Source organism: Acaryochloris sp. CCMEE 5410 (assembly GCF_000238775.2).
Taxonomy (GTDB): Bacteria; Cyanobacteriota; Cyanobacteriia; order Thermosynechococcales; family Thermosynechococcaceae; genus Acaryochloris.
Map to the genome: position 1 here is coordinate 4,316,929 of NZ_AFEJ02000001.1, position 24,466 is coordinate 4,341,394.

Below are 24,466 nucleotides of genomic sequence, written 5' to 3' on the forward strand. Positions count from 1 at the left end.
TGAATAAGGCATACGACTTTAAATATCTCGCTTTGAAATTACCATTCATTTCTGGTCTCTTTTCGACTTTGTGATTTAGCCTATTCAGTAATTGCAATGTAGATTGTAAACAAGAATAACTTTGACATTTATAATAAAAATATTTAAATTCTAATTATAATTGAATGCTTTGTGAGATCGAATTTACTGCTTCAAATATAAATTTCAGTTGATTAGCGTGGCTTTTGACAGGTGATTTTTGCTCTTACTGTGAAGATGTCAGGTTTTTCAAAATCTTGGAATTCTTGGCTTATGACTAAGTTTTCTGGAGGCTTTTCCCTCTCGGATGAAACTTGTAGAATAATAAAATTGTTTTCTGAAAAAAGACTTATATATTCACTATGCCTCATCCTATTGACGAAGTGGAGTGGAGTATTATGTTTAGACCAATCTTGTTCTGAATACTGTAAAAAATTAAAGGGAGAAATACTATTGTCTGATCGCGCATAATGGTCAGAGTAGTCAATAAAATTAATGCATAGTCCTTGTGGTTTGAGTATTGTAGAAATGTCGCCAATAAGAAGACGAAGAGCATCTCTAGGAATGTGTTCTAGTGTATCTGTCGTATAGAAGACGTCAACAGAATTGGGATGGATGTTGGCATTAGCAAGTGAAGATGGAGCAACATAGTGTATGCCAAAATCTTCTATATCGCTAAAAGTTTTGATAGAAGGTAGGGGTACACTTAATTTTTTAGAAAGATAAGATGCAGCTTTCTGAATTAGATACGGTTTTGCTAGTGGGAATAAGTCGATACAAGTTATCTTCTCCACTCCCAACATACGTAAAGCAATTGCTAGGGCGAGATCTCGTCCAGCACCAATTTCTACATAATGTGCTGGAGAAGATGTTTCTCTAGTATTATCGACTTCATATTTGATTTTTTTCGCAGCTATGAGTAATCTTTCAAAGATGTAATCTTTTCGAGGTATCTCCTTCGTGACATGCCTTTGGAGTCTGTATAATATGTCTTGGGATAAAGGGAAATAATTAATGATTCTGAAAGCGCTTGACTTAGTTTTCCAATGCATATTTGATTAAGAATTATAATATGAGTAAACTAAAGATCACCACGTTTAATTCTATGTCTAATAACATCGATTAAAGCGTAAAATGAGCGTCGTCTAATTGCCAAATACTCTTCTGTATCTTTCGTGCCTTTCATGGCTTGACTTCTATGATATATATCAAGCCATTTGTTTCTTTGTATCAACTCGATGAATTCTGTTTCCGCATTGTTGTTTGCAGAGTATTTAGTATCATCCGCTTTTAATTCTCCCGTTCTTAAAAGTTTTATGAGACGATTGCAATCTGCTCCTTTTTTGTAAATAAATTTTGTTGGTGTGCGAATATTAACATAATCAACAAATTGAGGTATCCGATGGGTCATCGTATAACAGAATCTAAGAGTTTGCCTTATAATGGCCTTTTTCTGTACATCTTGCTCTGTTTCTGGTTGGTCTTTGTAGAGATACAAATTATTAAGTTGTTCGGGATTGCAGACATCAGTTCGCATTCCTGATTTTTGATAGATTGATCCAGCTGTTGCGATTATTTGCTTTCCTAAAGCTCCAGCTTCCAATGCTGAACTTCCACTGGCGATAACAATAGCATCACTTTGTTGAATTAAACCTAATGTACTTGTTTTATCATTGCTTGAAATAGTTAAAATATTTCGTTCCTTAGCCCAATCACTATAGTATTTCTCAATATGTTGACCATCACGCTTTCCTATCTTTTCTCCCCAATTTGGATGGCAGCGTAAAATCATGTCTTCTGACTGTAGTTTGAGGTGATTGATAATGGCATCATACGCTTCTAATTGATTTTTCCATCCTGAACTCCAATCGGGATGCCCCCATACTTCATTCCTACTGTTTGGAATTAGCAAAATCTTGTAATCCGAATTTTCAATAGGCCATGGAACAAATTCTGATTGGGCATTATACATGCGCCATTCAGTCGTATTCTTTTTTAAAAAACGTGATGCAATATAACTAGCTGCTTTAGCGGCCTGATGTTGACTGAGTGGCTTATCTTTCCATTCCACCATTAGCTTATTAACAGAGCTTAGCCCTAAACAATTTTCATCAGGGTAAATCTGTAAACCATTACCGAACCAGGTACGTTCAATACTCAAAACTCGAATGCCAACACTATGGGCAGCTTCAAAAATTGCTCTTGTTGCGTCTATTCGACCATTAAAAACGCAAATAGCATCTAAATTATTATTTAATATCCAGTTCTTAGCTGATGAATAAGTGATTTCAAGAATAGGATGAAGCTTTTTTGTAAGGTGATCGAACTCTAGTCCTTCATAGTCTTCATCTGATTCAAATCGACCGAGAGTACTAGCACTAGAGTAGACCCACTCATGTGAATCTTTTGGTAACTTATGCTTCAAAGATGTATAGTCTTTGATCGATGAAACATTATATTTTGTGTAGGAACGTATATTACCTGCACGGCACATTAAACATTCTTGCCAACTTGGTCGAATATCTCGCATCTCATGAGTATAGCAAGTGGGTAAGTCAGCCTCACAAGTTAAGAATAAAGTTTCATGTCCTGCTTCTCTTAACAACTCAGACAAGTAGAATAAGTGCTCAACATGTGGTCGCCATGAATAGATCGTTGTAAAACCAATTCGCATTTTTTTTTGTTGATTTAGCATAATATTAAAACAATATATTTAAGCTAATTAGAGTTAGCTAAAAATGATTAACTAAGTATTTTGTCTTAACTAAGTTAAAAAATTTTCATGTATATGAATATCAAACTTGAATTTGAAACTTACAATAGCTTTACGGTTCTTACCTAATTGGCAATTTTTAATTATTTAAAAGCTAATAATTCATTGATTAGAAAATATATTTCAGGCTCAATTTCATTCTTTTATTGGTAGTCTGTATTCAGGTTCAGCAATTCTCATTTTAAACAGAAGCTTATCCAGCAATGCTTTTGGGATTCTGAAATCAGTCACATATTTTGTGAAAAGCGATCAAAATACTCATTAAATCCAAATTAATGGGTTGTCTAAGCACAATTACCACTGCCAAGGACATTACAGAGTAAAAACTGGAAGTGAAGAAAGTACCAGTGGATAGGGCTTAGAGGAATAGTCTGCCAAAATGAGAATTGCTGATTCAGGTTTACGTTGTTCAAATCTATGGGCATTATAATGTAATCTCATGCTTCATTAGACCTTATCGGAAATAGCTGAAAGCCTTACTGGGAAAGCGTTTTATTTTTGGAGAAAAATCGGCCTCAAAGACTTACGACATAGACGTTTGAAGTTATTCTCACCCATTTTATTTCCGATAAGGTCTATTATTTGCTGATACATAATAAAATTACAAGCAAGTAAACTTAATTTTCTAGCCTTCTGCCTAAGATAAATGCTTCAGCAGCTTCGACACCAACATTTGTCCCCCGCCAACGGGACAGATATTCAACTGCTTTTAGCGATCGAGGATGAGGCCACTCCCGCATTTCTGATTCATATGCCATCAACGCCTCCAGTTTTAGATGGAGCGTATCGGAAATATTCACATACCAATTGGGCGTGAAAGTTGGGGCCGAAAAGGGCAGTTGCCATTCAGTGCTAGACGGAATCTCGAAAAATAATATCGATTTCACTGACTGGCCAGGCAAAGGCCGACAGGCTGTCATGACTGCCTCATGAATGACACGATGATCGATATTCAGATCGCCACCATGATGTGTATAAATAATCTCGGGGAGAAATGTATGAATAGATGTTTCAATGCTTTTGACAACATCTAATAAATCACAGCTATCCATTCGGTTATCCGGAAAACCTTCGAGTTTCGTAGAAGTGACCCCCAGAATCTCGCCAGCCTTATGGGCAGCATGCGCTAATACCGACAGCTCATCCTGCGCTTTTTCTCGATCCCGTATCACAGCTCGACTGGTCACCCCCTCAGACAGGATTAGGGTATTCACTTGATCACCAGCTTTGATATGTTTGGCGATAGTCCCCGCACATCCCAAAATCTCATCATCTGGATGGGCTGCAATCACTAAAATTGACTTCATCAGAATTGATATGAAACTTACCTAATACATTGTTAGCAGCCTAGCGAACGTTCCCTAGACATTTGAGGCCCAAAAAGACGGGAACTATAGAATATTCAAGCAAAACACCCCCAATCCTAGGAGAGAAAACTATCCTATCTTTCTCAAAATGATTTCGGGTTGACGAGTGAGTGGGTTAGAGAGCACTTCAAACATGCCCGGATAATCAGCAAGGAACTCACTCAAAGCCTGGCTTTCACCTTTCCAAGTCTCAGACATACCTTCATCAAGAGCGATCATGCCTCCTAACACCAATCGCTCACCCACAAAGTCAAGTGCTAATTTTGTTGGTTCATATAGATCAAAATCAATATAGGCAAGACTCACCAGCTTATGAGAATTTTCATCACAAAACTGGGGTATTGTTTGCCTTGCATCTCCTATTTGTAGCTGAATTAAATTCTCAAAACCATTGGCCGTAATAATGTCTTGAAGTCTTGCTAAATTCCCGCAATATTGACCAACAAATTCTTTTGCAAGCACGCCATCTTCGTCACTAGAAACTGGCAAGCCTTCAAAGTTATCAAAAACATAAACTTTTTTTGGAGATTGAGGAGATAATAGCCTCAACATTTTAGAGATAAAAATTGTCGTAGATCCATGCCAAGCACCAAACTCAAAAATATCTCCTGACAAGGGAAGGGTTTCTTTGATTAACTCATACTGATATATATGTCTCGCGATACAATGAGTCCCAGAGAAGAGTGGGAACTGATCTGCAACACTAAAAACTTCATCACCATATTTACCTTTGAGGTAATCTCTGGCTTCAAAGAAAGATTTATCTTCTAAAACTCTTAAGTCTTCCATTGAAAACCTCATTTCATGATTTAAAGCGTCTTGATTATACCTGCTCAGCAGAGCCTACCCATATACAGAATCATCTGAGTGAATGTCAGCCTCTAGCATCCTTGATCAGCGCATTCTATTGCCCTTTCAAGAAGGATTTGATCTCGGGCAACGATAATTCCTTCTGGCTTGTCCATAGGACCCTCAAAAATAAATGGCGATCCATTTGCCAACCTCAAGAATCCTCCAACCTCGTTTAGAATAACGGCCACAGGAGCGATATCCCAATCCCGCACCACAACGGGCTTTATAAATAAGTCCACTGTCCCATCAGCGACTAAACAAGATTTGAGGCCAATACTACCGGACTCATAGTAACCGGAAGCATTCATAGATGACATCAAATCTTTGACAAAACCATGTGGTTCTGGCGTATTGTCCACAAAAACAAGTCTAGATGATGACTTTAATGACTTCAACGGAGCATTATTGAGAAATGCACCTCCATTCTTTAATGCAGTCCATGTTTTATTCAAAACTGGAGCGACAACAACACCAAAAACCGGCTCTGCATTGTCAACTAAAGCAACTTGGGAAACAAAACCACTAAACCCCCCATACCAGCTAGCAGTACCATCTATTGGATCAATTAACCAATACCGAGTAGGTCGTGTGCTGAGATGAGCCTCATCTTCTTCAGATATAACCGGTATATCAGGATAGAGATGGCTTAATTCACTCGTTAAAAACGCATGAGCACGCCTATCTGCTTCCGTCTTAAAGTCTTGCTGAGAATGAAGATGCCGAGCATTATTATCATGACGCCAGTGAGCAACTTGCTCACTTAACGTTTGAACGACTTTAACAACATCGGTAAACACACTATTGCTCACAACATTTGTCCAAACTCTATGATTGCTTGCCTAAATGATCGACTCGGAAGAATTCCTAATTCAGCAGCCTTATTCAAATTAAATTCAAAATCTGGATGCCCGATATCATAATCAATCAATCGTCCAAAAATGTTTTCAACTTCTTTGACAAACCGCGAGATTGAATAAACCCCTGGATAGCCAACATTCACAGCACAAAATTGATTCGTTTCATTATCAGTTAATAATGCAATGCTTTGTGCTGCATCTTCAACAAGCATTGCAGCCCACAAAATCGGCCTTTCTGGTAAAGATATTGCTTGTCTTTCCTTACAAGATCTAACTACGTTTGCCACCAATCCATTTTGACGAGGAGGACCAAATAGACCGGGGAGACGAACCGCAAACGCTGGGCGACCATCATTTTTGAGCATTTCTTCGCCGCTTAACTTACCTTTCCCATAAGCGGAAGTTGGATGCCCCACTTCTAATTCTGTTTTAGGTCCACTGGTCGCAGCATCATACACAGTCATTGAAGAGATGTAAATAAACGGGCACGATGAAGCTTGCAGAACATTCCGCAACATGGCCAAGCTAACTTCAGTGGCATCAGCATCTTGATATTCTTGTTGTGTCTGAGGCACAAAAGCAGCACAGTGAATGATTTGCTCGGGCTGGAGGCGAGAAACAAGTTGGACGACCTCACCATATTGAGTCAAATCACAAGTCCAAACGTTTTGACTAGAACGTCTCCCAGTCTTATGTACGTGCTCACCTTTAGCAATCAGCGCTTCTACAACTTTGCTCCCAAGATACCCTTGAGCACCCGTCACAAGAATAGACATGTTGTGGCAACGGCTTAAAAAGCCTATCTGATATCAGTTTTCACTGATACTAAATCATATCCCAACTAATCCATTCATCCGCCAAAATATCTCTCTTCGCTGTTCGCCCAATCACTTGATCTCGTAAAAAAGGTGAAATTCCAGAGCCAGGTCGTTTTGTACAAAGCATCTCAACCGTGATGCGCTCTCCTTTGGAGATATCTTGAGAAGCATGTAATGAACGGCGGACTTTTTCTGCCATTTCCATCTCTTCGGGGCGTGGTCCGTTTTTTACACCATCTCCTATCGCAGCTTCAACTAATCGAATTTGTTGGACTAAATCCTTTAATTCATGCGGCTCAATGGCAAATGAATGATCTGGCCCAGGTAACTTCCGACTAAGCGTGAAGTGCTTTTCGAGCATACAAGCACCCAGAGCAACAGCAGCCATGGGTACCGTGTTACCAATCGTATGATCTGAGTAGCCAGTTAACGTACGAAAAGAGGACCTCATCGTTGTCATGGCTCTCAAATTTGATAATTCAGCGGGAGCCGGATATAAAGATGTGCATTGCAATAAGATGACGTTCTCATTTCCAGCCGATCTACAGGTATCAACAGCCCGCTGGATATCCATCCAATCAGCACACCCCGTAGAGAGGATAATGGGCTTGCCAGTTTTTGCAATATACTCAATCAGATCGAGATCAGGAAGATCGAAGGACGCAACTTTATGAGCAGTAACGCCAATCTCTTCTAACGAATCTACTGCATCATAGTCACAGGGAGATGAGAAAAAGATGATCCCCTTGTTATTACAATAATCCTGAAATGGCTGCTGCCAGGAACGATTCAGCTCCAGTGTTTGCAATAATCCTTGCACACTTTCACCTTCCATTAAATAGGAAGGCATTTTTGCATATTTTGATACATGACTCTCTGCCTTAAAGGTCTGGAATTTAACGGCATCGACACCAGCATCAATCGCAGCATCAATATGCTCAATCGCTAGATCAAAATCTTGATTATGATTAGACCCAATTTCAGCAATGATAAAACACGGTTGTCCATCACCAATCAAGCGTTGTCCAACAGAAATTAAATTTTTCAAATTCTCTGTCCTCCCTGACAAGATACTTACGATATTGGAATAATTGTATTCACCCAATTTCTCTGAAGAGAACAATCTACCTTTGGAGTGAAACAGGAAGGATGCTCAAGATTCTGTTCACCGAGGAAAATTTTAACGGGATCGAACCCCGTGCTCAAAGCCAAGCAGAAAGTAGTCGATACTCTTGGATTAACTTCAAACGGCATCACTGTTGCATCATCCAATACAACACACTGGATGTTATAAACACCAGATGGTTTAAAGTAAGACTGAAATTTGGATACATATTCAGTGATTTCAGGTACCTTTTCTGTTTTAGCTGAAATAGTAATCCCTTTTTTCTCATTAACTTTTACTGGAATAACAGCACGAAGCTGGCCATAACTATCTGCACAAACGAAAACGGTATATTCTTGCCCCTTCATATGCTCTTGCGCAATAAAGGCACTAGCTTGTTTCTGCTGCAAGGTTAAGTAAGCTTGTACTTGTTCGATATCCTGGAGAAGCATAACACCTCGAGATCCTCGCCCTGAGCGAGGTTTCGCGATAAGTGGAAAGCCAATTTCCGCGGCATCCATAAGAGGTAATGTTCTCGGACACATCAAACCAGCAGATGCTACAGCATTAAAACAAGCCAGCTTATCTAACATTAGATCCACAAAGGCTTGTGACGGTAATAAAAACTCGGGCCAGTCTGAGTTCCCTTGCAAAGCAGATAATTGTGATAGTTCTTCATCTACTCCTGGAACTAGTAGGTCTATATCCAGCTCTTGGCATACCTTACAAAGCGTTATGCAAAACGATAGGTCACTGGCTAAAGGGATCGATACACGGCGATCACGAGGAATTACCGGAGTGATCGCCTGAACAGATGCATCAGCGAAATAAAGTGAATATTTATCCTTCCAAAGCTTCCAAATAGCTTCTGTCCCTGCTCCTCCTCCCCCTGTAAATAAAATATTTTTTCTCATACTATCCAGTTGTCCTGACAAGAATTTGAATAATGAAATTTCAATAACTACCAACCCGCAACCATACAGAAGGCAGCTGATCAATCAATAATTTAAATATTCACAGATTAATAGAATCTACTCAATCCACCACAAAGCCACTATCAGAAAACAACATTTCTAAGGCATCCTATACGAGAAAATGGAGCAACGGTATAGACCTAATTTCAAAAGTGCCTTCCCTCAAAAGACCTAGGAGAACGTGGCTAAGTAACTTTCCTCCTTTCAAGAACATAATGATAGGATGATGCGTTTCGCTCCTTCATGGAGAAATTAGCTTTCTCAAAAGTCTTGATAGAGGCAATATTATCAGGCTTTATATATGCATTAATCACTTCAATGATCGTTTCTCGAAAAATCAGATGAACCGCTTCCATCAGTAGCCGTGAACCATAACCAGATCCTCTCCGACCTGGAGCCAAATGAATATCAATTTCTGCCTGGTTCGTAGCCTCCACATCAAACCTGACTTGCCCAACCGGAAGATCGTCACCATCCATGGCTATAAAAATAAAGCAATTAGGATCTTGCAACTTATGCGTGAACCATGCCACATGCTCTTCCCAAGAAATTAACTTCGAGGAAAAAGCAGACACTCTCACTTGGGGATCATTGACCCATTCCCATAACATCTTGTCATCTGCTTGATTCGCTGTTCTTAATCTCAGGTAGTTATTTCGTAACTTCCTGACAATACGACGACTTCCTTCTCCATCTACTAACTGTCGAGCCGTATTGGAGAGCGTCTGTCTAAGATCAGATGACATTAGCAGGTTATCAACAGCATCAGTAATCGACCTTGGACTTATTGAAGAGTACCATCCTAAATTAATTGCAGCCCCTAGATCATCCAACTTTTCTGCAACTTCAAGCTGATTATCAGCTAGAACAATAATCAAGTTCGGCAAACCTAAAAAAGCTATATCCCAGCAAGTACTACCTCCAGCAGTAACAGCGATATCAGCCCAGACAATCAGCTCTGCCATATTGCTAACATTACACTTCAAGACAATATTTAGATCTGTTTTCTGGGTAAAATCTAACAACTGCTCATAGTTTGGATTGCTACCACCAATAACAACAATAATTTCTACCTCTTGATCCTTGATGTTCTCCAAGCCTTTCAGAACATTTAGTGTCACATTATTCGGATCAGCCCCTCCTAGGGTGACAAAGATTTTTTTTCCCTTGGTTGGGATTTCTCTCAACCAATTGCGATATCCATAAAATTCATTCCTGATCAGCGAATACGTACAACCCAATAAAAGTTTGGTATAAGATTCCTTATGAGCGTACAGTGTTTCGCTAGCATAAACATTGGGATTAACGATATAATCAGCCCAATAATGTTGGGCATGCCCATAATCATCAATAGCTAATAGTTGCAGCCCATTTTTTTTGATCCAGGACTGATAAGTTTCTCCAAAATGGTAGCCATCTAGTATCATCCAGGCTGCCTTAAATACTTTAGAGAGTTCTACTGTATACACGGCATCCTCTTGACTACCTGGAACAATTGAGTCTGCCAAATAGCGAACCTGTACTCCTTCCATTTGCAAACGATCTGCGACGGGTCGCGTACTAAGGCTTGTTAGGTAGGTTACTTGCCCTCCTTCATCCAGGCACACTTGAGCCAGAGCAAGACACCGCATTACATGACCTATACCCTGCTGACGAGAAGCATCTGCACGAATTAAAAGATGCATATCTCAAGTGGTCTTTTTCATCAAAAACCAAGTTGTATCATCTTGAGGAAAATTAGGATCTCTGTGATACGAAAATCCATAATCCACAAGCTTCAGATCAGGATATTTATCAAGAAGATCACCTGCGAAATCTCTCTTAAAAAGTTTATTTTCATGTCCACGATAGGTCACTTCCACGGGGACAGGGTTAAAATACTCAATCACCAGAATATATTTACAAGATGCTTGATAAAGCAAGTTGTAAACCTTATCAATGAAGTCAGGATTTATATGAATCAAAACGCCTTTAATCAAAACCAAATCATACTCAGCTTCTGCTTGAAAATCTAGTAAAGATTGATGATAAGGTTGTACCCATTTCAGTTGTTGAAGATGCTTAATTGCTTTATCATTGATTTCCACAGCAGAAAACACTGCACTAGGCCTGAGTGTTTTCAATGCATGCAGATTCAGGCCCAGATTAGCCCCTAGTTCTAAGACACTATTGACTTGATCAGTTCGAGATAGAATTTTTGAAAAAAGGGCTATATTCGCAGCGATCGCGTCAGCACCATTGTTCCTATCAACATAATCATCGCCAAATTGTCCAGCCCAAAACACCTCTTGATCTGTTTTAAATGACCGCATTAAGTTTCACCATATGCTTTCTGTTTGATATTCGAGTTTATGCGAATCCACTCGGGATTTTGTTCATGTAGCCTTAAACAATCTTCCATAGAAAAGTACGGCAATGTAGGATATAGATTCTCCAACATCACTTTTACTAATAAAAAGTCTTCCATAGTGTCAACCGTCCATCGATGCTGGGATTGGTCTTCACAATGCCTAACGTGCCCTATTCGATACTGTTCAGGATGTCGGTAAATATATGGTGTAACATGCTCCCTATCTGCCTTAGATGTAGCTTGAGCATGAATTTGCTTCAGTACACGGAACGAGAAAACCTCTGTATCCATCCCACGAGGATAAGTGCGTTCTAAACAATTAGCAACATAATCTTTGGCCGGCGAAGCCAGGCAGTAGGCATGAATGACTTGGTCAACCACCATTGGATCAATCAATGGACAATCTGATGTAATTCGAACAACGACATCAGCATCGAATAGTTGAGCTGATTCATAGTATCTCGAGAGAACATCTTCCTCTGAACCTCGGTAAGAGGAGACATTTAGCTGGTTACAAAGGGTAACGATGGGATCATCAGTAAGGTTGGTTGTAGTGGCCACCACAACATCATCCGCATTACTGACTCGTTTGAGCCGTTCAAGCTGATATTCCAGTAGTGGTTTACCCAATACTTTTTTTAGAACTTTGCCGGGCAGGCGAGTTGAAGTCATGCGAGCTTGCACAACTATCAGAATTCTCATCGCACAATCGCTTTAAGTGTGTCTACAATATAGTCTTGCTGTTCAAGCGTTAATCCATAATGCAGAGGGATGCTAATCGCCTCACTATAATACTTCTCTGCTTCAGGGAAATCCCCGCGTTGAAATCCAAGATCGGTGTAGTAAGGCTGGGTATGAACTGGGATATAGTGAAGATTAACTCCTATATTTGCTCGTCTCAACTCTTCAAAGATCTGTCTGTGCGTCTTACTAAGCTCTGGTAACCGCAATCGAATGACATACAAATGCCAACTAGACTCACAGTCTTTATGTTGAAGAGGAAGTTGAATGGGCAAATGAGATAGCAGCTGATTATAACGGCGAGCCAAAAATCTGCGACGGTCAACAAACGTCTCTAGCCTATCCATCTGACTTGCACCTAACGCTGCCTGAATATCAGTCATGCGATAGTTATATCCCAGCTCAAGCTGCTGATAGTACCAGGGCCCTTCAGATATCTCCCTCATTAATCTTGGATTGCGTGTGATACCGTGCGTCCTTAAACGAGTCAGTTTTTCGAACAAATCAGTATTGTTTGTCAGGACCATTCCTCCTTCACCCGAAGTAATGATTTTCACAGGGTGAAAGCTAAAAACCGTTAAATCTGAGTATTGACACGAGCCAACTGCTTTATCACAATACCGGGCCCCAATCGCATGAGAGGCATCTTCTAAAATTTTGATGTCATATTGCCTCGCAAGAGACGATATTATCTCCATCTGGCAGGATTGCCCTGCAAAGTGTACAGGGATAATGACTTTAGGTAATTTACCTAACTGAGCAGCCGCAGACAGTTTATTTTCTAATTGTTGAACACTGAGATTATATAGTGTCGGATCTATATCTACGAAATCCACTGAAGCCCCACAATACAGACCACAGTTTGCAGAGGCAACAAACGTATTGGGCGAAGTCCATATAACATCGCCTTCACTTAATCCTAGAGCCAGGCAGGAAATATGTAGGGCAGCAGTGGCACTACTGACGGCAACCGCATAACGACTCCCACAATAGTTAGCCACCAACTCTTCAAAACGTTCTATCGCTGGCCCTTGAGTAATATAATCTGATGTCAATACATCGATTACAGCATCAATATCCGCTTGATTGATATCCTGCCGACCATATGGAATAAAATTTGACATTAGCTATAAATTATGCTGTAAAACTAGGATCTACATGTTTCTGAATTAGAGACTGTATCTCAGAAATGGTAAGAAAGTGGTTGTTATCTCCAGAGTTATAGCTAAAACCTACCGGAACAAGTTCAGCACCCGTCAATTGGCAATACTCTTCTAAGGTGTAATTCATGTTGACAGGAAGAATCGCAAAATAGTCACCAACCTTTACGGTAGAAGTTGAATCAGAGGTCGTGATTAATTCCTCATGAATTTTCTCACCTGGTCTCAAGCCGATAATTGTATGCTTACATTGAGGTCCAATCGCCTTGGCAATATCTGTGACACGATATGAAGGCATCTTAGGCACAAGTATCTCCCCACCTCTAGAATTCTCGATTGACCAAAGTACCATCTCAACCCCCTCTTCAAGAGAGATATTGAAGCGAGTCATCTGTGGATCAGTAATCGGTAAGATGCCTTCATGACGTTTTTTTAGAAAAAACGGTATCACCGAACCCCGAGATCCCATAACGTTCCCATAGCGGACGACGCTAAAGGTTAAATCGCGGTTCCCTTTGATGTTATTGGCTGCTATGAATAATTTGTCGGAGCATAGTTTGGTGGCTCCATATAGATTAATGGGAGCTGCAGCTTTATCTGTCGAAAGAGCAATTACTTGCTTGACTTGTGTATTAAGAGCTGATTGGATGACATTCTCTGCACCCAGAACATTAGTTTTGATACACTCCATTGGATTGTATTCTGCGGTAGGAACTTGCTTCAATGCTGCTGCATGAATGACGATGTCAATGCCTTCAAAAGCTAACATTAAGCGTTGATTATCTCGGATATCCCCTATGAAATATCTAATTCCTGGGTAGTTTTGGCTTGAGTATTGCTGCGCCATTTCATATTGCTTAAGCTCATCTCGAGAATAAATTACAAGACGTCTTATATTTGGAAACTGGCTTAAAATAATGTCTACAAATTTCTTTCCGAAAGATCCAGTTCCTCCTGTGATTAAGAGAGAGCTGTTTTCATTTATAACCATAAATAACTAACCAGATATGACACAAAGTTTATGCAAAGTACGCTTTAAGTACAACAAATTGGTGTTTGTTTAAAGAGTTTGATGTCAGTAGATATTTTTTCTATCATCTTTGGTTTTAACTCCGGCCAAATTGGTAGACTTAGAACTTCTTTAGAACATTGGTGACTCACGTTACACTTGCTATATTGCCCTTGATATACTGGCAGCTGATCCTGTGGGATTGGGTAATATATCATGGAATCAACTCCTTGCTTTGATAAAGCTTCTTTGAGCGCATTACGCTGTTCGTCTAATACACGAATTGTATATTGGTTGAAAACGTGTCCTTTAATGATTTGTGGCGTAATTACACCAAGAATCCCTTCTAATTCGTGATTGTAAGTACGAGCTATCTTTTGCCGGGTTTGATTCCACTGATCTACATACTTTAGCTTTGTCCTTAGAATGGCAGCCTGGATAGTGTCCAACCGGGAATTATATCCTAAAACTTCATTCTGATACTTTTTTTGAGTTCCATGAACTCGTAGCATGTAAGCTTGTTCAGCTATTGTGTCATCGTCTGTGACAACCAGGCCACCATCTCCATATGCTCCAAGATTTTTGGAAGGAAAAAAGGAGTAGGCTCCTACCGTACCCATAGTGCCTGCGAGTTTGCCATAGATATCACTCAAACCATCTGAATTTGCGATATTTAGAGCCGGATTATAGTACTTGGCGCCAAATGCCTGTGCACAATCTTCAATGACTTTCAAGTTATATTGATGGGCAATCTCTAAAATCTTTGCCATGTCTGCTGGCCGCCCATATAAATGAACCGGCATAATAGCTTTTGTGTTGGATGTGATTTTAGCTGTAATTTCTTGCGCTGCAATATTAAATGTATCGGCTTCAATATCAGCAAATATAGGCTTAGCACCCACATTGCTAATTGATTCTGCTGTTGCACAAAAAGAGAAAGGTGTGGTAATCACCTCATCCCCTGGGCCAATTCCTAGTGCTCTCAATCCAATCACTAATGCATCTGTTCCAGAGTTGACGCTAATCGCATACTTGACGCCGAGATAAGTTGCAACCTCTTGCTCAAATAACTGAACATCTGGCCCCAGAATAAATTCGCCTGATACCAGTACTCTATTAATCGCTTCATTAATCTCAGCTTCCAGAAAAGCGTATTGGGTTTTGAGATCAAGGAAGGGAATTTTCATGCTTGTCTAATGAATGCCATGAGTAAGACTATCAATTTAGAAATTAGCCGCTGTAGCACGTCTATAGACACTCGTGTAAAGCTATGACTAGCACCATGAAAACTTTTCAGGGGACTAGATCTGGCATGTTGCCCACCCGGTGGTTGATATTGTGCAGTCAGTGTGTGGCGTATGTAAACACTCCTCTCCATGAGGATTTTTGGTGTTGATGTCGCCATATTTTTAAGGCATTAAATAAGGCTTGCAAGGGTTATGTAATGTGTAAAGAAAGGAATTGTGTTGGATGAAGAATGGGTTGGGGTTGTGAGAGTGGCATTTCATGCTTCAACGTTATCTGGCTATTGTGAAGTGTAAAGTGAACTGGGTGCAATAAATAAAGGAGTAAGAATCTTGCCTTTTTTTTATTAGCTTCTAGAAGATTCATAGACTCAGTTGTTTAATCTCTCATGTCAGCTCAGCAACACATCACCTCTTGAGCTTTTTCCAAAATGTCAACAACAGCAACCCCATTCCAACCATTAGATCTCGGTTGCTGGCGTGTATTGAGACACTCAAGAAAATGCTCACACTCTAATTGAAGCGGTTGAGTAGTAGCTATGTCGGCTATCCAAGCCTTAGCATCAATTTGTTGGAGGTTAGTATCAATGGATTTTTCATAAACTGTGACTCGTTGCATTACTTCGTCATAAGTTATCATTTGTCGCTCTGCAATAATAGTGGTGGATCTCTGTAATTGTGGATGATACCAAGAGACATAAATATGTGAGGTTTGACCACTCTCAAAAATTAAATCAACATGGACATTATCAGCAATATGAGGTTGTATCATGGCAAGGCCATTAGCCTGTATTGCTTGCAGGTTAGGGTTGTTCAGTAAATCCAGCACAACAGATATATCATGGGGGGCAAAAGACCACCAAACGTTTTTGTCTGAGCATGTTCTGCCTAGTCTGGTGCGTTGAGCCATGATATGCAAAACCTTACCTGCTTGACCGCTAATGAGATGATTGCGTATCCATGCGATCGCAGGTTGATACAACAGTAAATGTCCCACCATTAAAATCAGATCATGCTGATCTGCATATTGGGCTAGCTCAATGGCTTCTTGGGTAAGCAATGTCATTGGTTTTTCAAGAAAGACATCTTTACCAGCGCCTAGAGCAGCCTTCGCCAAGGAATAATGGGTTGAAGCGGGTGTTGCAAAGACTATTGCTGAGATGTCAGTTTCTAAAACTTCTCGATAGTCACTATAAATCTGCAGATTTTGATAGTTGGAAGCAACGGTCTGCCGTAGGTCTGGTTTAATCTCGACAACACCTGCTAAAGCATGGAGTTCATGAAAATTCTTAATTAGGTTCTTACCCCAGTTACCTGCACCAACCACAACAACTTTGTTCATAAACACTGGGTATTTCTAAATCGATATGGATTAGATCAGTTCCCATATGGAGTGTAGAAGATAGTTGGCTTAATCGCTTGTTTGTCAGGCCATTATTAACATTTCTCACTTCACCCTCTAGTTGAGCTATCACAGCAGTAACACCATTGTTTAACCCAAATCGTGCGACAAACCACCAATCCTTATCGCTTGGTACGTCGAGCGAGCATCATCCTATCAGCCGCTTCAGGCGAAAGTAATACCCAGATTAGCCGTCAATGGCAGCTCGACCACAACCAAGTTCGCTATTGGCGTCAGCGCTGGCTAGATAACCAAGAGCGTCTTGCCCTTTGTGAGCAGGTGGATGACAGCGAAACAGAATTAACCCAGCAAGTGTTGGAGACCTTAACAGATGCCCCACGTCCAGGTGTCCCCCCCACCTTTACCCCAGAGCAGGTGGTCCAAATTGTGGCCATTGCCCCAGGACTAAGCTCGCCCTGTGAGTCAATAGACGCCTGAAGAGATTGCTGATGAGGCGGTTAAACGTGGCATCGTCACTCATATTTCGGCAAGCAGTGTGAGACGTTTTTTGGGGAGAGGCTCAGCTGCAGACCCATCGGAGTCGCTATTGGCTCAATGCTAACCCTGAAGATCCAGAGCTGTTCGAGGCGAAAGTGCATCAGGTTTGCCAACTGTATGAATCAGCAGCTGAATTGGATGCTCAACAGATTCACCTTGTCAGTACGGATGAAATGACGGGCATTCAAGCGCTTGAACGACTACATCCAGACCAAGCCATGAAACCAGGGCAACCACGTCGCTTGGAATATGAATATGAGCGGCATGGTACCCTCAGTCTGATCGCCAACTGGCATGTGGCTCTAAGAAAGGTGATTGCGCCTTCTATCGGACCCACTCGAAAAGAATTTGACTTTGCCAATCATATTGCCAATACAGTTGAAACTGCACCAGACGATGGGGGAGCATGTCACCTTTGCAGATGCACAAAATTTAGAATTAAAAATTTGGTGTCTGAAAGCAAGGCTAGCAAGGATTTCTGAGATGAGTATAAATACTAGCTTGCAAAAGTGACATGCTCCCGACGATGGATGGGTTTTTCTGCTCGACCAACTCAATACCCACCGGTCTGCTTCCCTAGTGCGATGGGTCGCGGTCTGTTGCGGTATTGATGCAGATTTAGGCGTTAAAGGTCAATCCGGCATCCTTAAATCGATGGAGACTCGCACGGCTTTCTTGAGCGACCCCAGCCATCGGATTCGGTTTGTTTATATCCCCAAACATACCTCCTGGCTTAATCAGATTGAATGCTGGTTTAGTATTTTGGTGCGTCGATTGATTCGTCGAGGAAATTTCACCTCAACGGATGATTTACAGCAGCGTATCCTAGAATTTATTGAGTATTTCAATCACACTATGGCCAAACCTTTCAACTGGCAATTTAAGGGATTCACGCCGCACGAATAACTGATGAACTATTTACAGATCTATGGACTAGGTATCTTCGACAAACTCAGTGAATGATATCAGCGAGGAGAAACAGGGGTTTTAGTTTGATATCCAGGTACTAGCTTCTGGAGTAAAGACCGAATTTCCATTGAATCATTAATTGATGCAGATTGCAGTAAATCAGCAACATGTTGCAATAGCTGACTAGGAATATTTTGACTAGCGTTTTTAACGACCAGTAACTTCTCATGACCAGTCTTGTGATATTCTTCATCCGGCAGAAATAACTCTTCAAATAGCTTTTCGCCTGGGCGTAACCCTGTATAAGCGATTTCTATATCTTTGCCAACTTGGTAGCCCGATAAGCAAATGAGATCCTTTGCTAAATCCACAATTTTTACAGGCTCCCCCATATTCAGCATCAATATCTCCCCGCCAGGGCTCATCACCACTGCTTGTAGGACTAATTGCACTGCTTCTGGGATGGTCATAAAATACCGGCATATCTCTGGATGAGTCACTGTGACAGGCCCACCTGCAGCAATCTGTCGTTTGAATGTGGGAATCACGCTCCCTCGACTACCCAGAACATTACCGAATCGGACAACAACAAACGGCAGGCCACTCGTTTGGGCCGCCTTTAGCACAATCATTTCAGCAATACGCTTGCTAGCTCCCATTACATTGGTAGGGTTAACAGCTTTGTCCGTAGAAATCATGACAAAATGTTGTACCCCAAATTCAACAGCCAAATCAGTTAATGCTTTAGTGCCTAGAACATTATTAGTGACAGCTTCAGGCGCATTATTTTCCATTAAAGGGACATGCTTGTGGGCTGCTGCATGGAATACGACTTCCGGTTGGTACTTTTCAAAGGCAAACCGTAAGCGAGAGGGATGTCTTAGATCTGCAATGAAAGGTCTAAGTATAGGAACGGATACATCAGAACTGGCAACACCATTATGATTCTGATATTGAAGAAGTTCTTGTTGTATCTGGAATACAGAGTTTTCCCCATGACCCAGCAGAATAAGTTCTATCGGTGCACAACGAAAGATTTGTCGACAGAGTTCGCTACCAATCGATCCACCAGCTCCAGTCACCAACACCCGGCGCCCTTTAAGGAGCTGACGAACACCTTGTATATCTGTCTGAATCGGCTCACGACGAAGCAGATCTTCAATCTGCACTTCCCGAATGCTGTTTTGTAAATCTTGTTGACCGACTAAGACATCTTGTAACGCTGGTAAGGTTAAGGTCTCAACTCCAGTCATCTGACATAGTGCAACAATATCTCGTAGGCTCTGGCCAGATAAAGAAGGCATGGCAATAATCACGGTCTGAATATGCCAAGATTGGATCGTATCTGGGATGACATTCCGATTACCAACGACGGGTAATCCCCGGATGCGCAAATTTAATTTTGCAGGGTTGTCATCGACAAAAGCGATAGGCAGTAAACCAATATGGGGACTCCGTTCCAGCTCTTGTACAAGAGCAACACCTGCATTGCCTGCCCCGACAACTAATGCTCTTTTCCTTAAGTCTCTGCGTTCAGAGGTTTCAAGTTGACGCTTTCTCCGTTCTATTGCCCGAACACTAAACCGAATACCGCCAATAATGAGTAGTGTGAGCAGACCATCCAAAAACGGTAAGGATCGTGGCAAGGACAAAATGGAAAGGGATTTTAGCACTGCAAACGCTAAAGTTTGCAAAATAACTGATGAGCCTGTGAGCACAGCAACATTGCTCAACTCATCAATGCTTGCATAACGCCAGTAGTGCTTATAAAAACCACCTGACAGAAAAACAGTGAGTTTAATCACCATAAATAGCAAGGTGGCTAGCAATAAGTCAGCTTGGTATCGTTCGAAAGTCAGGATAAATCCCAGTGCACTATCTAAGCGCAAGCTCAAGGCAAACAGCGGGATAAATGTAAAGGCAATGATATCAACAAGCAAAAAGTGACGATTTCTGAGATGCAGGCAGTAATTTCCTAACCTATCGATCATTGAGGTAAACCTTAAGGGGAAGAAGTCTCGGTGCTACTTCAGTAGACTGAATAATAAAGCGATGGGTTTCTTTGCGTGTTTTTGTGGCTGTTGTTAGTAAAAAGCTATTCTTTGTCAAAATATAAAAGTTCATAAAAATTATACTGGATTCTTAATTATTTTTCTCATCGCAATATAATCTTTAGGGTCTACTTCACGGAGGCTGTCAGTGCAGAAATTAGGCCAGGTAATCGAGGTGAAATTAAATGCATAGGGTGTTCATATCAATACAGTTCTAAAGACAATCTTTTCTCAGCAAAACAACTGCAGGATGGTTGAAGATACATCTAGAACATCTTTTAACCAAGCCATATTAGTTTTTGTCAAGAGTTAAAGAGCACCTCAGAAACGAGATGGACTTGAGATTTGAAGGGCCTGTAAATACTACCGTATCGTTATGGAGTATCGATACGGCTCGTTTATCTTCCATCAGAATTTTTTTTTGAGACAATCCTAGTCGATTTAAAGCTATAGCGGATTGCATAACTATCGAAACTACATGATCAGCTTAAAGCCTTGTTAGGAAGGTGCTTGGTGTTTCTATAATTCTGAAAGCCGCTATATACGTGCATTGTAAAAGGAAGTTGAGGTTGGCAAGTACTGCTAGTTTACGATAAACATATTGTGAGTTGTTGCTATTCCAATCCCATGATTTAATCGCATTTAAGTTAAGTATTTTAGTCTGTTAGACATGCCAAATCATTTTTAATAATATTTCAATGATACTTAGGTGTGAATATCTTGATTTGATCTAAATTGGCGACTCAAAAAGGGAGGTTCTATCTGGTTGAAAAGTTGGGTTTTGATGTGGTAAAAAGACTTCGATCCAATCATATGGAGCCATCTACCTCTATATGGACAAGCCCAACTCATTTTGACCAAGCTCTATCGGTTGCATCTTTTTTGAGGGGCAATCTAAAAGTATGATTTTTTAGTCTCTGGACTTCAAGCGTATACTAATGCTCACCATGCTTGGATGAGTGAGAATAATTATTTAATATGTGCAACAGCTGGAGTTTAACAGTGGTTGGCCTATCCACTATTGGATAGGCATCAAGTTCTGTGGAGTGATAGGCAGAGTGGGTAAGTGTCCTTAACTAAAAAGACGCTAGTACCCAGAAATTCTAGCGTCTTTTTATCAGATATTTAAAAGCACTAATCGGACAGCGCTGATATCTAGTAGCAATTTAAGAATTCATTTTCTCAAATTTTTACGTAAGATATTATCACTGTCCAATTGTCAGAATTCTGAGTGAAGTTTATTGCTAAGGTGTTTGAGTCAATTTGCTTGCTAGGAGCACTTCAACCTATATCTTAGAAAATTAAGATACGGTAAGCGATAACCAGACTACAGAGCAACGCTGACTTAAACCGCTATTGCTTACTCAGCAGGAGAAGCTTCAGGGGAAGCCTCTGCTTCGGGAGAAGCTTCGGGGCTGGGAGACTCAGATGCGCTATCTGAGCAGGCACCTAAAAGGGTGGAAAAGCCAAGTAGAACGGCTAAAGCAGTTAGTTTGATTTTCATTTGTTTCTTAACTCCTCACAGTGGAATTGATAAAAAAAGAGCCACTTACTTGTATCAAGCCTACGCTGAATTTGCAACTGGTGCAGTTCAAGGCAGGATTATAGAAACATAGTAGTATGCGTCAGATGCTGGATTTGAGTGATAGAAATAGATTGTCCAGGTTTCTTCAAAATCTGTCAATCTATCTTTATGTTTTTGACAAAAATAATGTTTAATGATATGTGCAGGCTGTGAATTGACTAATAGTGTTCTTAGTCGTTGCTAGTTTCTAGTTGGGTAGACCTTTGCTGGTTGTGCAGGTACTCAAACACACTTTTGTCACCAATATCTGGGGGAATAGGTTTGACGATTTTCCTAGATGCAAAAATCATAAACAGTATGGCCCAAGTACCTAATAATACTTTTTCACCTATGATAGGTAGCCAGTTCAACCAATGCCCTAATAGCAGTATCGGAACAACACCCGTTAGCAGCTTGGTCTCTCCATGATTGAAGCAAAACGCTTCTTTGAAGAAAATCCCAGTCAGTGCAACAAATAGCCAGCCAACACCAAATAGATGGAGTGGTTGCTGATAAATGCTAGTAATGAGGGGAGAGGGTTGTGTGATGGCGATATAGACTGCAACTAAAGAGCCAATAGCCCAAAAAATTTGTAGAGCTCGATGTAAGGCACTCATGTAGATGTGAATGGTGGCTAAACTCACTCCGATTGCCACTGCAAAACAAATAAATAAGCCAGTTAGCCATGACAATACATGAGCTTGAGGGCCTAAAAGTAGAAATAGGATAGAGCCCAGGGCAAAGCTAGAAGCCGCTAGCAGCATTGCTCCACGATAAATGACGACTTCTATTCTATCGTCTTTAGAAATCGTGAATTCCCCAAAGTGGCCTTGATAAATGTCTGAGCTTGCTTCAAGGAAAGAAAACATATGTTAACTCCTGGCTACTGCGGGTGGAATCCAAAGGTGTTGAATGAGTCAGGTGGGATGCCTTAATCGATCATTGTAGCGGGTGTCTGTGATGGAAGTTTGTGAGTCTTATGGAGGGAACGGTCTAGGGTAAAAAATTTACGGATTGAGATGTAGCTCTACTGGGTCTCCTATCTTGCTGTTTAGGATGTGATGAGCAGAGCCGTTGGGAAGAGCGATTTCAAGCCACCCATGACTACCAACCAGTGCTTTTAGGGTGGGATAAGCTTCTTCCGTGGTGTATGAGGTCGTACTGTGAATATGGTGCTGATCAATCTGTAGGCTCCACGAAATGTGTTGGACCTCGCTGGCAGGAATATTGGTAATCAAATTGCCGAAATAGTCGATAGCCTGAATATTGCCCGTACCCCCATTTGGGGTGGGTTGCCAGGTAAAAATATTAGATAGGGCTGTGAGTGCCGAAAGGGGTACCTCGGGACCCATGACCTGGAGAGAGAGTCCTTTGGCTAAGTAGGCAGCGGCTGGAGCGAAAATGTCTCTGCCATGAAAGGTATTGCTAGGTTGGGTGGAATACCAATATTGGCTGTTGGTTAGTTCTACGGCTGAGATCGCATCCTCATACTGCAGAACATGGCTAAATAGACCATTGTCAGGGCCAATCAGTATGCCTGAAGGCATTTGGATCGCAATGGCTCGTCGATGGCTGCCCACGCCTGGATCAACGACGGCAACATGAATCGTACCTGGTGGGAAATGTGGATAGGCATTGCCGAGTTGGAAGCTGCCAAGGGCAATATTTTGAGGGGGGATTTGATGGGTTAAATCAATGACATGAGCCTGGGGATGAATGCCAGCGATAACCCCTTTCATAACGCCGACATAAATATCTTCTAGGCCAAAATCCGTAAGGAGTGTAATCATGGGTGTTGCCAATGGCAAGGGCTGGTTCAGGAGATACAACATGCTCCCTACTAGGATAGGAGAGCCCTGAACGCAGATATATATACAAAAACGAGCTGCTACAGAACAGTTAGCAGCTCGTTTATTCAATGCTAAAAGTGCTTTTAATCAAGCGCAATTCTATGCAGGATAGACGCTGACTTTTTTGCGGGATTTACCTTTGCGCTCAAAAGTAACAATGCCATCAATCGTGGCAAATAATGTATCGTCACTACCGCGACCGACATTATTGCCAGGATGAACCTTAGTGCCCCGTTGACGAATAATGATGTTGCCTGCCCGAACGACTTCACCGCCGTAACGCTTAACCCCTAAACGCTGAGCGTTAGAGTCCCGTCCGTTGCGGGTACTACCGGTTCCTTTCTTATGAGCCATAATGTCCTCGTGAATGCTTTGGGATAAGGTTTGAAATTGGTTGGGAATAACTAGTCCGCAACGACTTCTGCTTCAACAGCCACTGCTTCGTCGCTTGCTTTGGATTTCTTGGTCTTTTTGGTGCTTGCTGCCCCAAGAGCCTTACCGTCGAGGTGAATGGCATCCACCATTAAGCGGGTGAGTTCTTGACGATGCCCCCGTTTCTTCCGGGTTTTCTTTTTGGGCTGCATTTTGTAAACGATAATCTTGCGATCGCGGCGATGTTGCATCACGGTCACTTCAATGGTCGCCCCTTTGACTAGGGGTTGGCCAACCGTGGCTTCATTGCCATCATGGACGAGCAAGACTTGGTCGAGGGATAATTTGGTATCTGGATCGTCTGCTAGACGATCGACGTCGTAATATCGACCGGGTTCTACTTTTAACTGTTTTCCACCCGTTTCGATAATTGCAAAAGTCATTTGATTTGAACCTCAATAAGCCGTACAGGTATCTGATTCTCTGTTTTTGCTTGAGCATCAGCATTTAGGGCATGGACCTGATCCGAGCTGAACAAAAGTATGCCGAATA

General features: G+C 41.3%; 22 protein-coding genes and 1 pseudogene. 2 read left to right on the forward strand and 21 right to left on the reverse strand.

Annotated elements, in window-relative coordinates:
* Positions 1-212 precede the first annotated feature (212 nt).
* The 15 genes from ON05_RS19865 to ON05_RS19935 form a co-directional block, all read right to left on the reverse strand.
* The gene (locus ON05_RS19865) at positions 213-1,070 is read right to left on the reverse strand and encodes a class I SAM-dependent methyltransferase (RefSeq protein WP_010476791.1); all 858 of its coding nucleotides are present in this window, start codon (positions 1,068-1,070) and stop codon (positions 213-215) included.
* Between the two features lie 29 nt (positions 1,071-1,099).
* Complete coding sequence (locus ON05_RS19870; RefSeq protein ID WP_175307250.1) at positions 1,100-2,632, reverse strand: hypothetical protein; 1,533 nt, start codon at positions 2,630-2,632, stop codon at positions 1,100-1,102.
* Between the two features lie 776 nt (positions 2,633-3,408).
* The gene (locus ON05_RS19875) at positions 3,409-4,098 is read right to left on the reverse strand and encodes a PIG-L deacetylase family protein (RefSeq protein ID WP_010476793.1); all 690 of its coding nucleotides are present in this window, start codon (positions 4,096-4,098) and stop codon (positions 3,409-3,411) included.
* A gap of 129 nt (positions 4,099-4,227) precedes the next feature.
* The gene (locus ON05_RS19880) at positions 4,228-4,947 is read right to left on the reverse strand and encodes a TylF/MycF/NovP-related O-methyltransferase (RefSeq protein WP_010476795.1); all 720 of its coding nucleotides are present in this window, start codon (positions 4,945-4,947) and stop codon (positions 4,228-4,230) included.
* Positions 4,948-5,039: 92 nt separating this feature from the next.
* A complete protein-coding gene (locus tag ON05_RS19885; RefSeq protein WP_175307251.1) occupies positions 5,040-5,807 on the reverse strand; it encodes a 3'(2'),5'-bisphosphate nucleotidase CysQ in 768 nt (255 codons plus the stop codon).
* A gap of 8 nt (positions 5,808-5,815) precedes the next feature.
* Positions 5,816-6,643, reverse strand: coding sequence for an NAD(P)-dependent oxidoreductase (locus ON05_RS19890; protein ID WP_010476797.1), 828 nt, complete (start codon positions 6,641-6,643; stop codon positions 5,816-5,818).
* Positions 6,644-6,692: 49 nt separating this feature from the next.
* Positions 6,693-7,733, reverse strand: coding sequence for an N-acetylneuraminate synthase family protein (locus tag ON05_RS19895; RefSeq protein ID WP_010476798.1), 1,041 nt, complete (start codon positions 7,731-7,733; stop codon positions 6,693-6,695).
* Between the two features lie 26 nt (positions 7,734-7,759).
* Positions 7,760-8,758 carry an ATP-grasp domain-containing protein gene (locus tag ON05_RS19900; RefSeq protein ID WP_175307252.1) on the reverse strand — a complete coding sequence of 333 codons (999 nt, stop codon included), beginning with the start codon at positions 8,756-8,758 and terminating at the stop codon, positions 7,760-7,762.
* 191 nt (positions 8,759-8,949) lie between these two features.
* A complete protein-coding gene (gene pseG / locus ON05_RS19905; RefSeq protein ID WP_010476800.1) occupies positions 8,950-10,449 on the reverse strand; it encodes a UDP-2,4-diacetamido-2,4,6-trideoxy-beta-L-altropyranose hydrolase in 1,500 nt (499 codons plus the stop codon).
* A gap of 3 nt (positions 10,450-10,452) precedes the next feature.
* Complete coding sequence (locus tag ON05_RS19910; protein WP_010476801.1) at positions 10,453-11,076, reverse strand: pseudaminic acid biosynthesis-associated methylase; 624 nt, start codon at positions 11,074-11,076, stop codon at positions 10,453-10,455.
* The gene (locus tag ON05_RS19915; protein ID WP_010476802.1) at positions 11,076-11,816 is read right to left on the reverse strand and encodes a cytidylyltransferase domain-containing protein; all 741 of its coding nucleotides are present in this window, start codon (positions 11,814-11,816) and stop codon (positions 11,076-11,078) included. Before ON05_RS19915 ends, ON05_RS19910 begins: the two co-directional genes overlap by 1 nt.
* The gene (gene pseC / locus ON05_RS19920; protein WP_010476804.1) at positions 11,813-12,979 is read right to left on the reverse strand and encodes a UDP-4-amino-4,6-dideoxy-N-acetyl-beta-L-altrosamine transaminase; all 1,167 of its coding nucleotides are present in this window, start codon (positions 12,977-12,979) and stop codon (positions 11,813-11,815) included. The genes ON05_RS19915 and pseC overlap by 4 nt, the downstream gene beginning before the upstream one ends.
* A 10-nt stretch (positions 12,980-12,989) precedes the next feature.
* On the reverse strand, positions 12,990-14,006 hold the full coding sequence (gene pseB, locus ON05_RS19925; protein WP_010476806.1) for a UDP-N-acetylglucosamine 4,6-dehydratase (inverting): 1,017 nt from the start codon (positions 14,004-14,006) through the stop codon (positions 12,990-12,992).
* Between the two features lie 44 nt (positions 14,007-14,050).
* Complete coding sequence (locus tag ON05_RS19930; protein ID WP_010476807.1) at positions 14,051-15,211, reverse strand: DegT/DnrJ/EryC1/StrS aminotransferase family protein; 1,161 nt, start codon at positions 15,209-15,211, stop codon at positions 14,051-14,053.
* Between the two features lie 454 nt (positions 15,212-15,665).
* On the reverse strand, positions 15,666-16,610 hold the full coding sequence (locus ON05_RS19935) for a Gfo/Idh/MocA family protein (RefSeq protein ID WP_010476808.1): 945 nt from the start codon (positions 16,608-16,610) through the stop codon (positions 15,666-15,668).
* Positions 16,611-16,772: 162 nt separating this feature from the next.
* Between ON05_RS19935 and ON05_RS19940 the strand changes: the two genes are divergently transcribed.
* Both ON05_RS19940 and ON05_RS38635 read left to right on the forward strand, forming a co-directional pair.
* Complete coding sequence (locus ON05_RS19940; RefSeq protein ID WP_010476809.1) at positions 16,773-17,108, forward strand: helix-turn-helix domain-containing protein; 336 nt, start codon at positions 16,773-16,775, stop codon at positions 17,106-17,108.
* Positions 17,109-17,341: 233 nt separating this feature from the next.
* Positions 17,342-18,074 (forward strand): annotated as a pseudogene (locus ON05_RS38635) (transposase).
* A gap of 59 nt (positions 18,075-18,133) precedes the next feature.
* Here the strand turns inward: ON05_RS38635 and ON05_RS19955 are convergent.
* From ON05_RS19955 to rplU, 6 genes are all read right to left on the reverse strand, one after another.
* The gene (locus ON05_RS19955; RefSeq protein WP_010476812.1) at positions 18,134-20,068 is read right to left on the reverse strand and encodes a nucleoside-diphosphate sugar epimerase/dehydratase; all 1,935 of its coding nucleotides are present in this window, start codon (positions 20,066-20,068) and stop codon (positions 18,134-18,136) included.
* A 1,420-nt stretch (positions 20,069-21,488) separates the two neighbouring features.
* Positions 21,489-21,632 (reverse strand): hypothetical protein, encoded by a 144-nt coding sequence (locus ON05_RS19960; RefSeq protein ID WP_010476813.1) that lies wholly within the window; start codon positions 21,630-21,632, stop codon positions 21,489-21,491.
* 251 nt (positions 21,633-21,883) lie between these two features.
* Positions 21,884-22,561, reverse strand: coding sequence for a DUF2301 domain-containing membrane protein (locus ON05_RS19965; RefSeq protein WP_010476814.1), 678 nt, complete (start codon positions 22,559-22,561; stop codon positions 21,884-21,886).
* Between the two features lie 138 nt (positions 22,562-22,699).
* Positions 22,700-23,482, reverse strand: a complete 783-nt coding sequence (locus ON05_RS19970) for an S-adenosyl-l-methionine hydroxide adenosyltransferase family protein (protein ID WP_139025964.1) — start codon at positions 23,480-23,482, stop codon at positions 22,700-22,702.
* Positions 23,483-23,641: 159 nt separating this feature from the next.
* Positions 23,642-23,896 carry a 50S ribosomal protein L27 gene (gene rpmA, locus ON05_RS19975; RefSeq protein WP_010476817.1) on the reverse strand — a complete coding sequence of 85 codons (255 nt, stop codon included), beginning with the start codon at positions 23,894-23,896 and terminating at the stop codon, positions 23,642-23,644.
* A gap of 50 nt (positions 23,897-23,946) precedes the next feature.
* Positions 23,947-24,357 carry a 50S ribosomal protein L21 gene (gene rplU, locus ON05_RS19980; RefSeq protein WP_010476818.1) on the reverse strand — a complete coding sequence of 137 codons (411 nt, stop codon included), beginning with the start codon at positions 24,355-24,357 and terminating at the stop codon, positions 23,947-23,949.
* Positions 24,358-24,466 lie beyond the last annotated feature (109 nt).

What these genes read in the sequence shown, in the direction of transcription:
- ON05_RS19865 (WP_010476791.1), bottom strand. Translation starts at nt 1,070, where the DNA reads ATGCATTGGAAAACTAAGTCAAGCGCTTTCAGAATCATTAATTATTTC.
- ON05_RS19875 (WP_010476793.1), bottom strand. Translation starts at nt 4,098, where the DNA reads ATGAAGTCAATTTTAGTGATTGCAGCCCATCCAGATGATGAGATTTTG.
- ON05_RS19880 (WP_010476795.1), bottom strand. Translation starts at nt 4,947, where the DNA reads ATGGAAGACTTAAGAGTTTTAGAAGATAAATCTTTCTTTGAAGCCAGA.
- ON05_RS19890 (WP_010476797.1), bottom strand. Translation starts at nt 6,643, where the DNA reads ATGTCTATTCTTGTGACGGGTGCTCAAGGGTATCTTGGGAGCAAAGTT.
- pseG (WP_010476800.1), bottom strand. Translation starts at nt 10,449, where the DNA reads ATGCATCTTTTAATTCGTGCAGATGCTTCTCGTCAGCAGGGTATAGGT.
- ON05_RS19910 (WP_010476801.1), bottom strand. Translation starts at nt 11,076, where the DNA reads ATGCGGTCATTTAAAACAGATCAAGAGGTGTTTTGGGCTGGACAATTT.
- ON05_RS19915 (WP_010476802.1), bottom strand. Translation starts at nt 11,816, where the DNA reads ATGAGAATTCTGATAGTTGTGCAAGCTCGCATGACTTCAACTCGCCTG.
- pseC (WP_010476804.1), bottom strand. Translation starts at nt 12,979, where the DNA reads ATGTCAAATTTTATTCCATATGGTCGGCAGGATATCAATCAAGCGGAT.
- pseB (WP_010476806.1), bottom strand. Translation starts at nt 14,006, where the DNA reads ATGGTTATAAATGAAAACAGCTCTCTCTTAATCACAGGAGGAACTGGA.
- ON05_RS19930 (WP_010476807.1), bottom strand. Translation starts at nt 15,211, where the DNA reads ATGAAAATTCCCTTCCTTGATCTCAAAACCCAATACGCTTTTCTGGAA.
- ON05_RS19935 (WP_010476808.1), bottom strand. Translation starts at nt 16,610, where the DNA reads ATGAACAAAGTTGTTGTGGTTGGTGCAGGTAACTGGGGTAAGAACCTA.
- ON05_RS19955 (WP_010476812.1), bottom strand. Translation starts at nt 20,068, where the DNA reads ATGATCGATAGGTTAGGAAATTACTGCCTGCATCTCAGAAATCGTCAC.
- ON05_RS19960 (WP_010476813.1), bottom strand. Translation starts at nt 21,632, where the DNA reads ATGAAAATCAAACTAACTGCTTTAGCCGTTCTACTTGGCTTTTCCACC.
- ON05_RS19965 (WP_010476814.1), bottom strand. Translation starts at nt 22,561, where the DNA reads ATGTTTTCTTTCCTTGAAGCAAGCTCAGACATTTATCAAGGCCACTTT.
- ON05_RS19970 (WP_139025964.1), bottom strand. Translation starts at nt 23,482, where the DNA reads ATGATTACACTCCTTACGGATTTTGGCCTAGAAGATATTTATGTCGGC.
- rpmA (WP_010476817.1), bottom strand. Translation starts at nt 23,896, where the DNA reads ATGGCTCATAAGAAAGGAACCGGTAGTACCCGCAACGGACGGGACTCT.
- rplU (WP_010476818.1), bottom strand. Translation starts at nt 24,357, where the DNA reads ATGACTTTTGCAATTATCGAAACGGGTGGAAAACAGTTAAAAGTAGAA.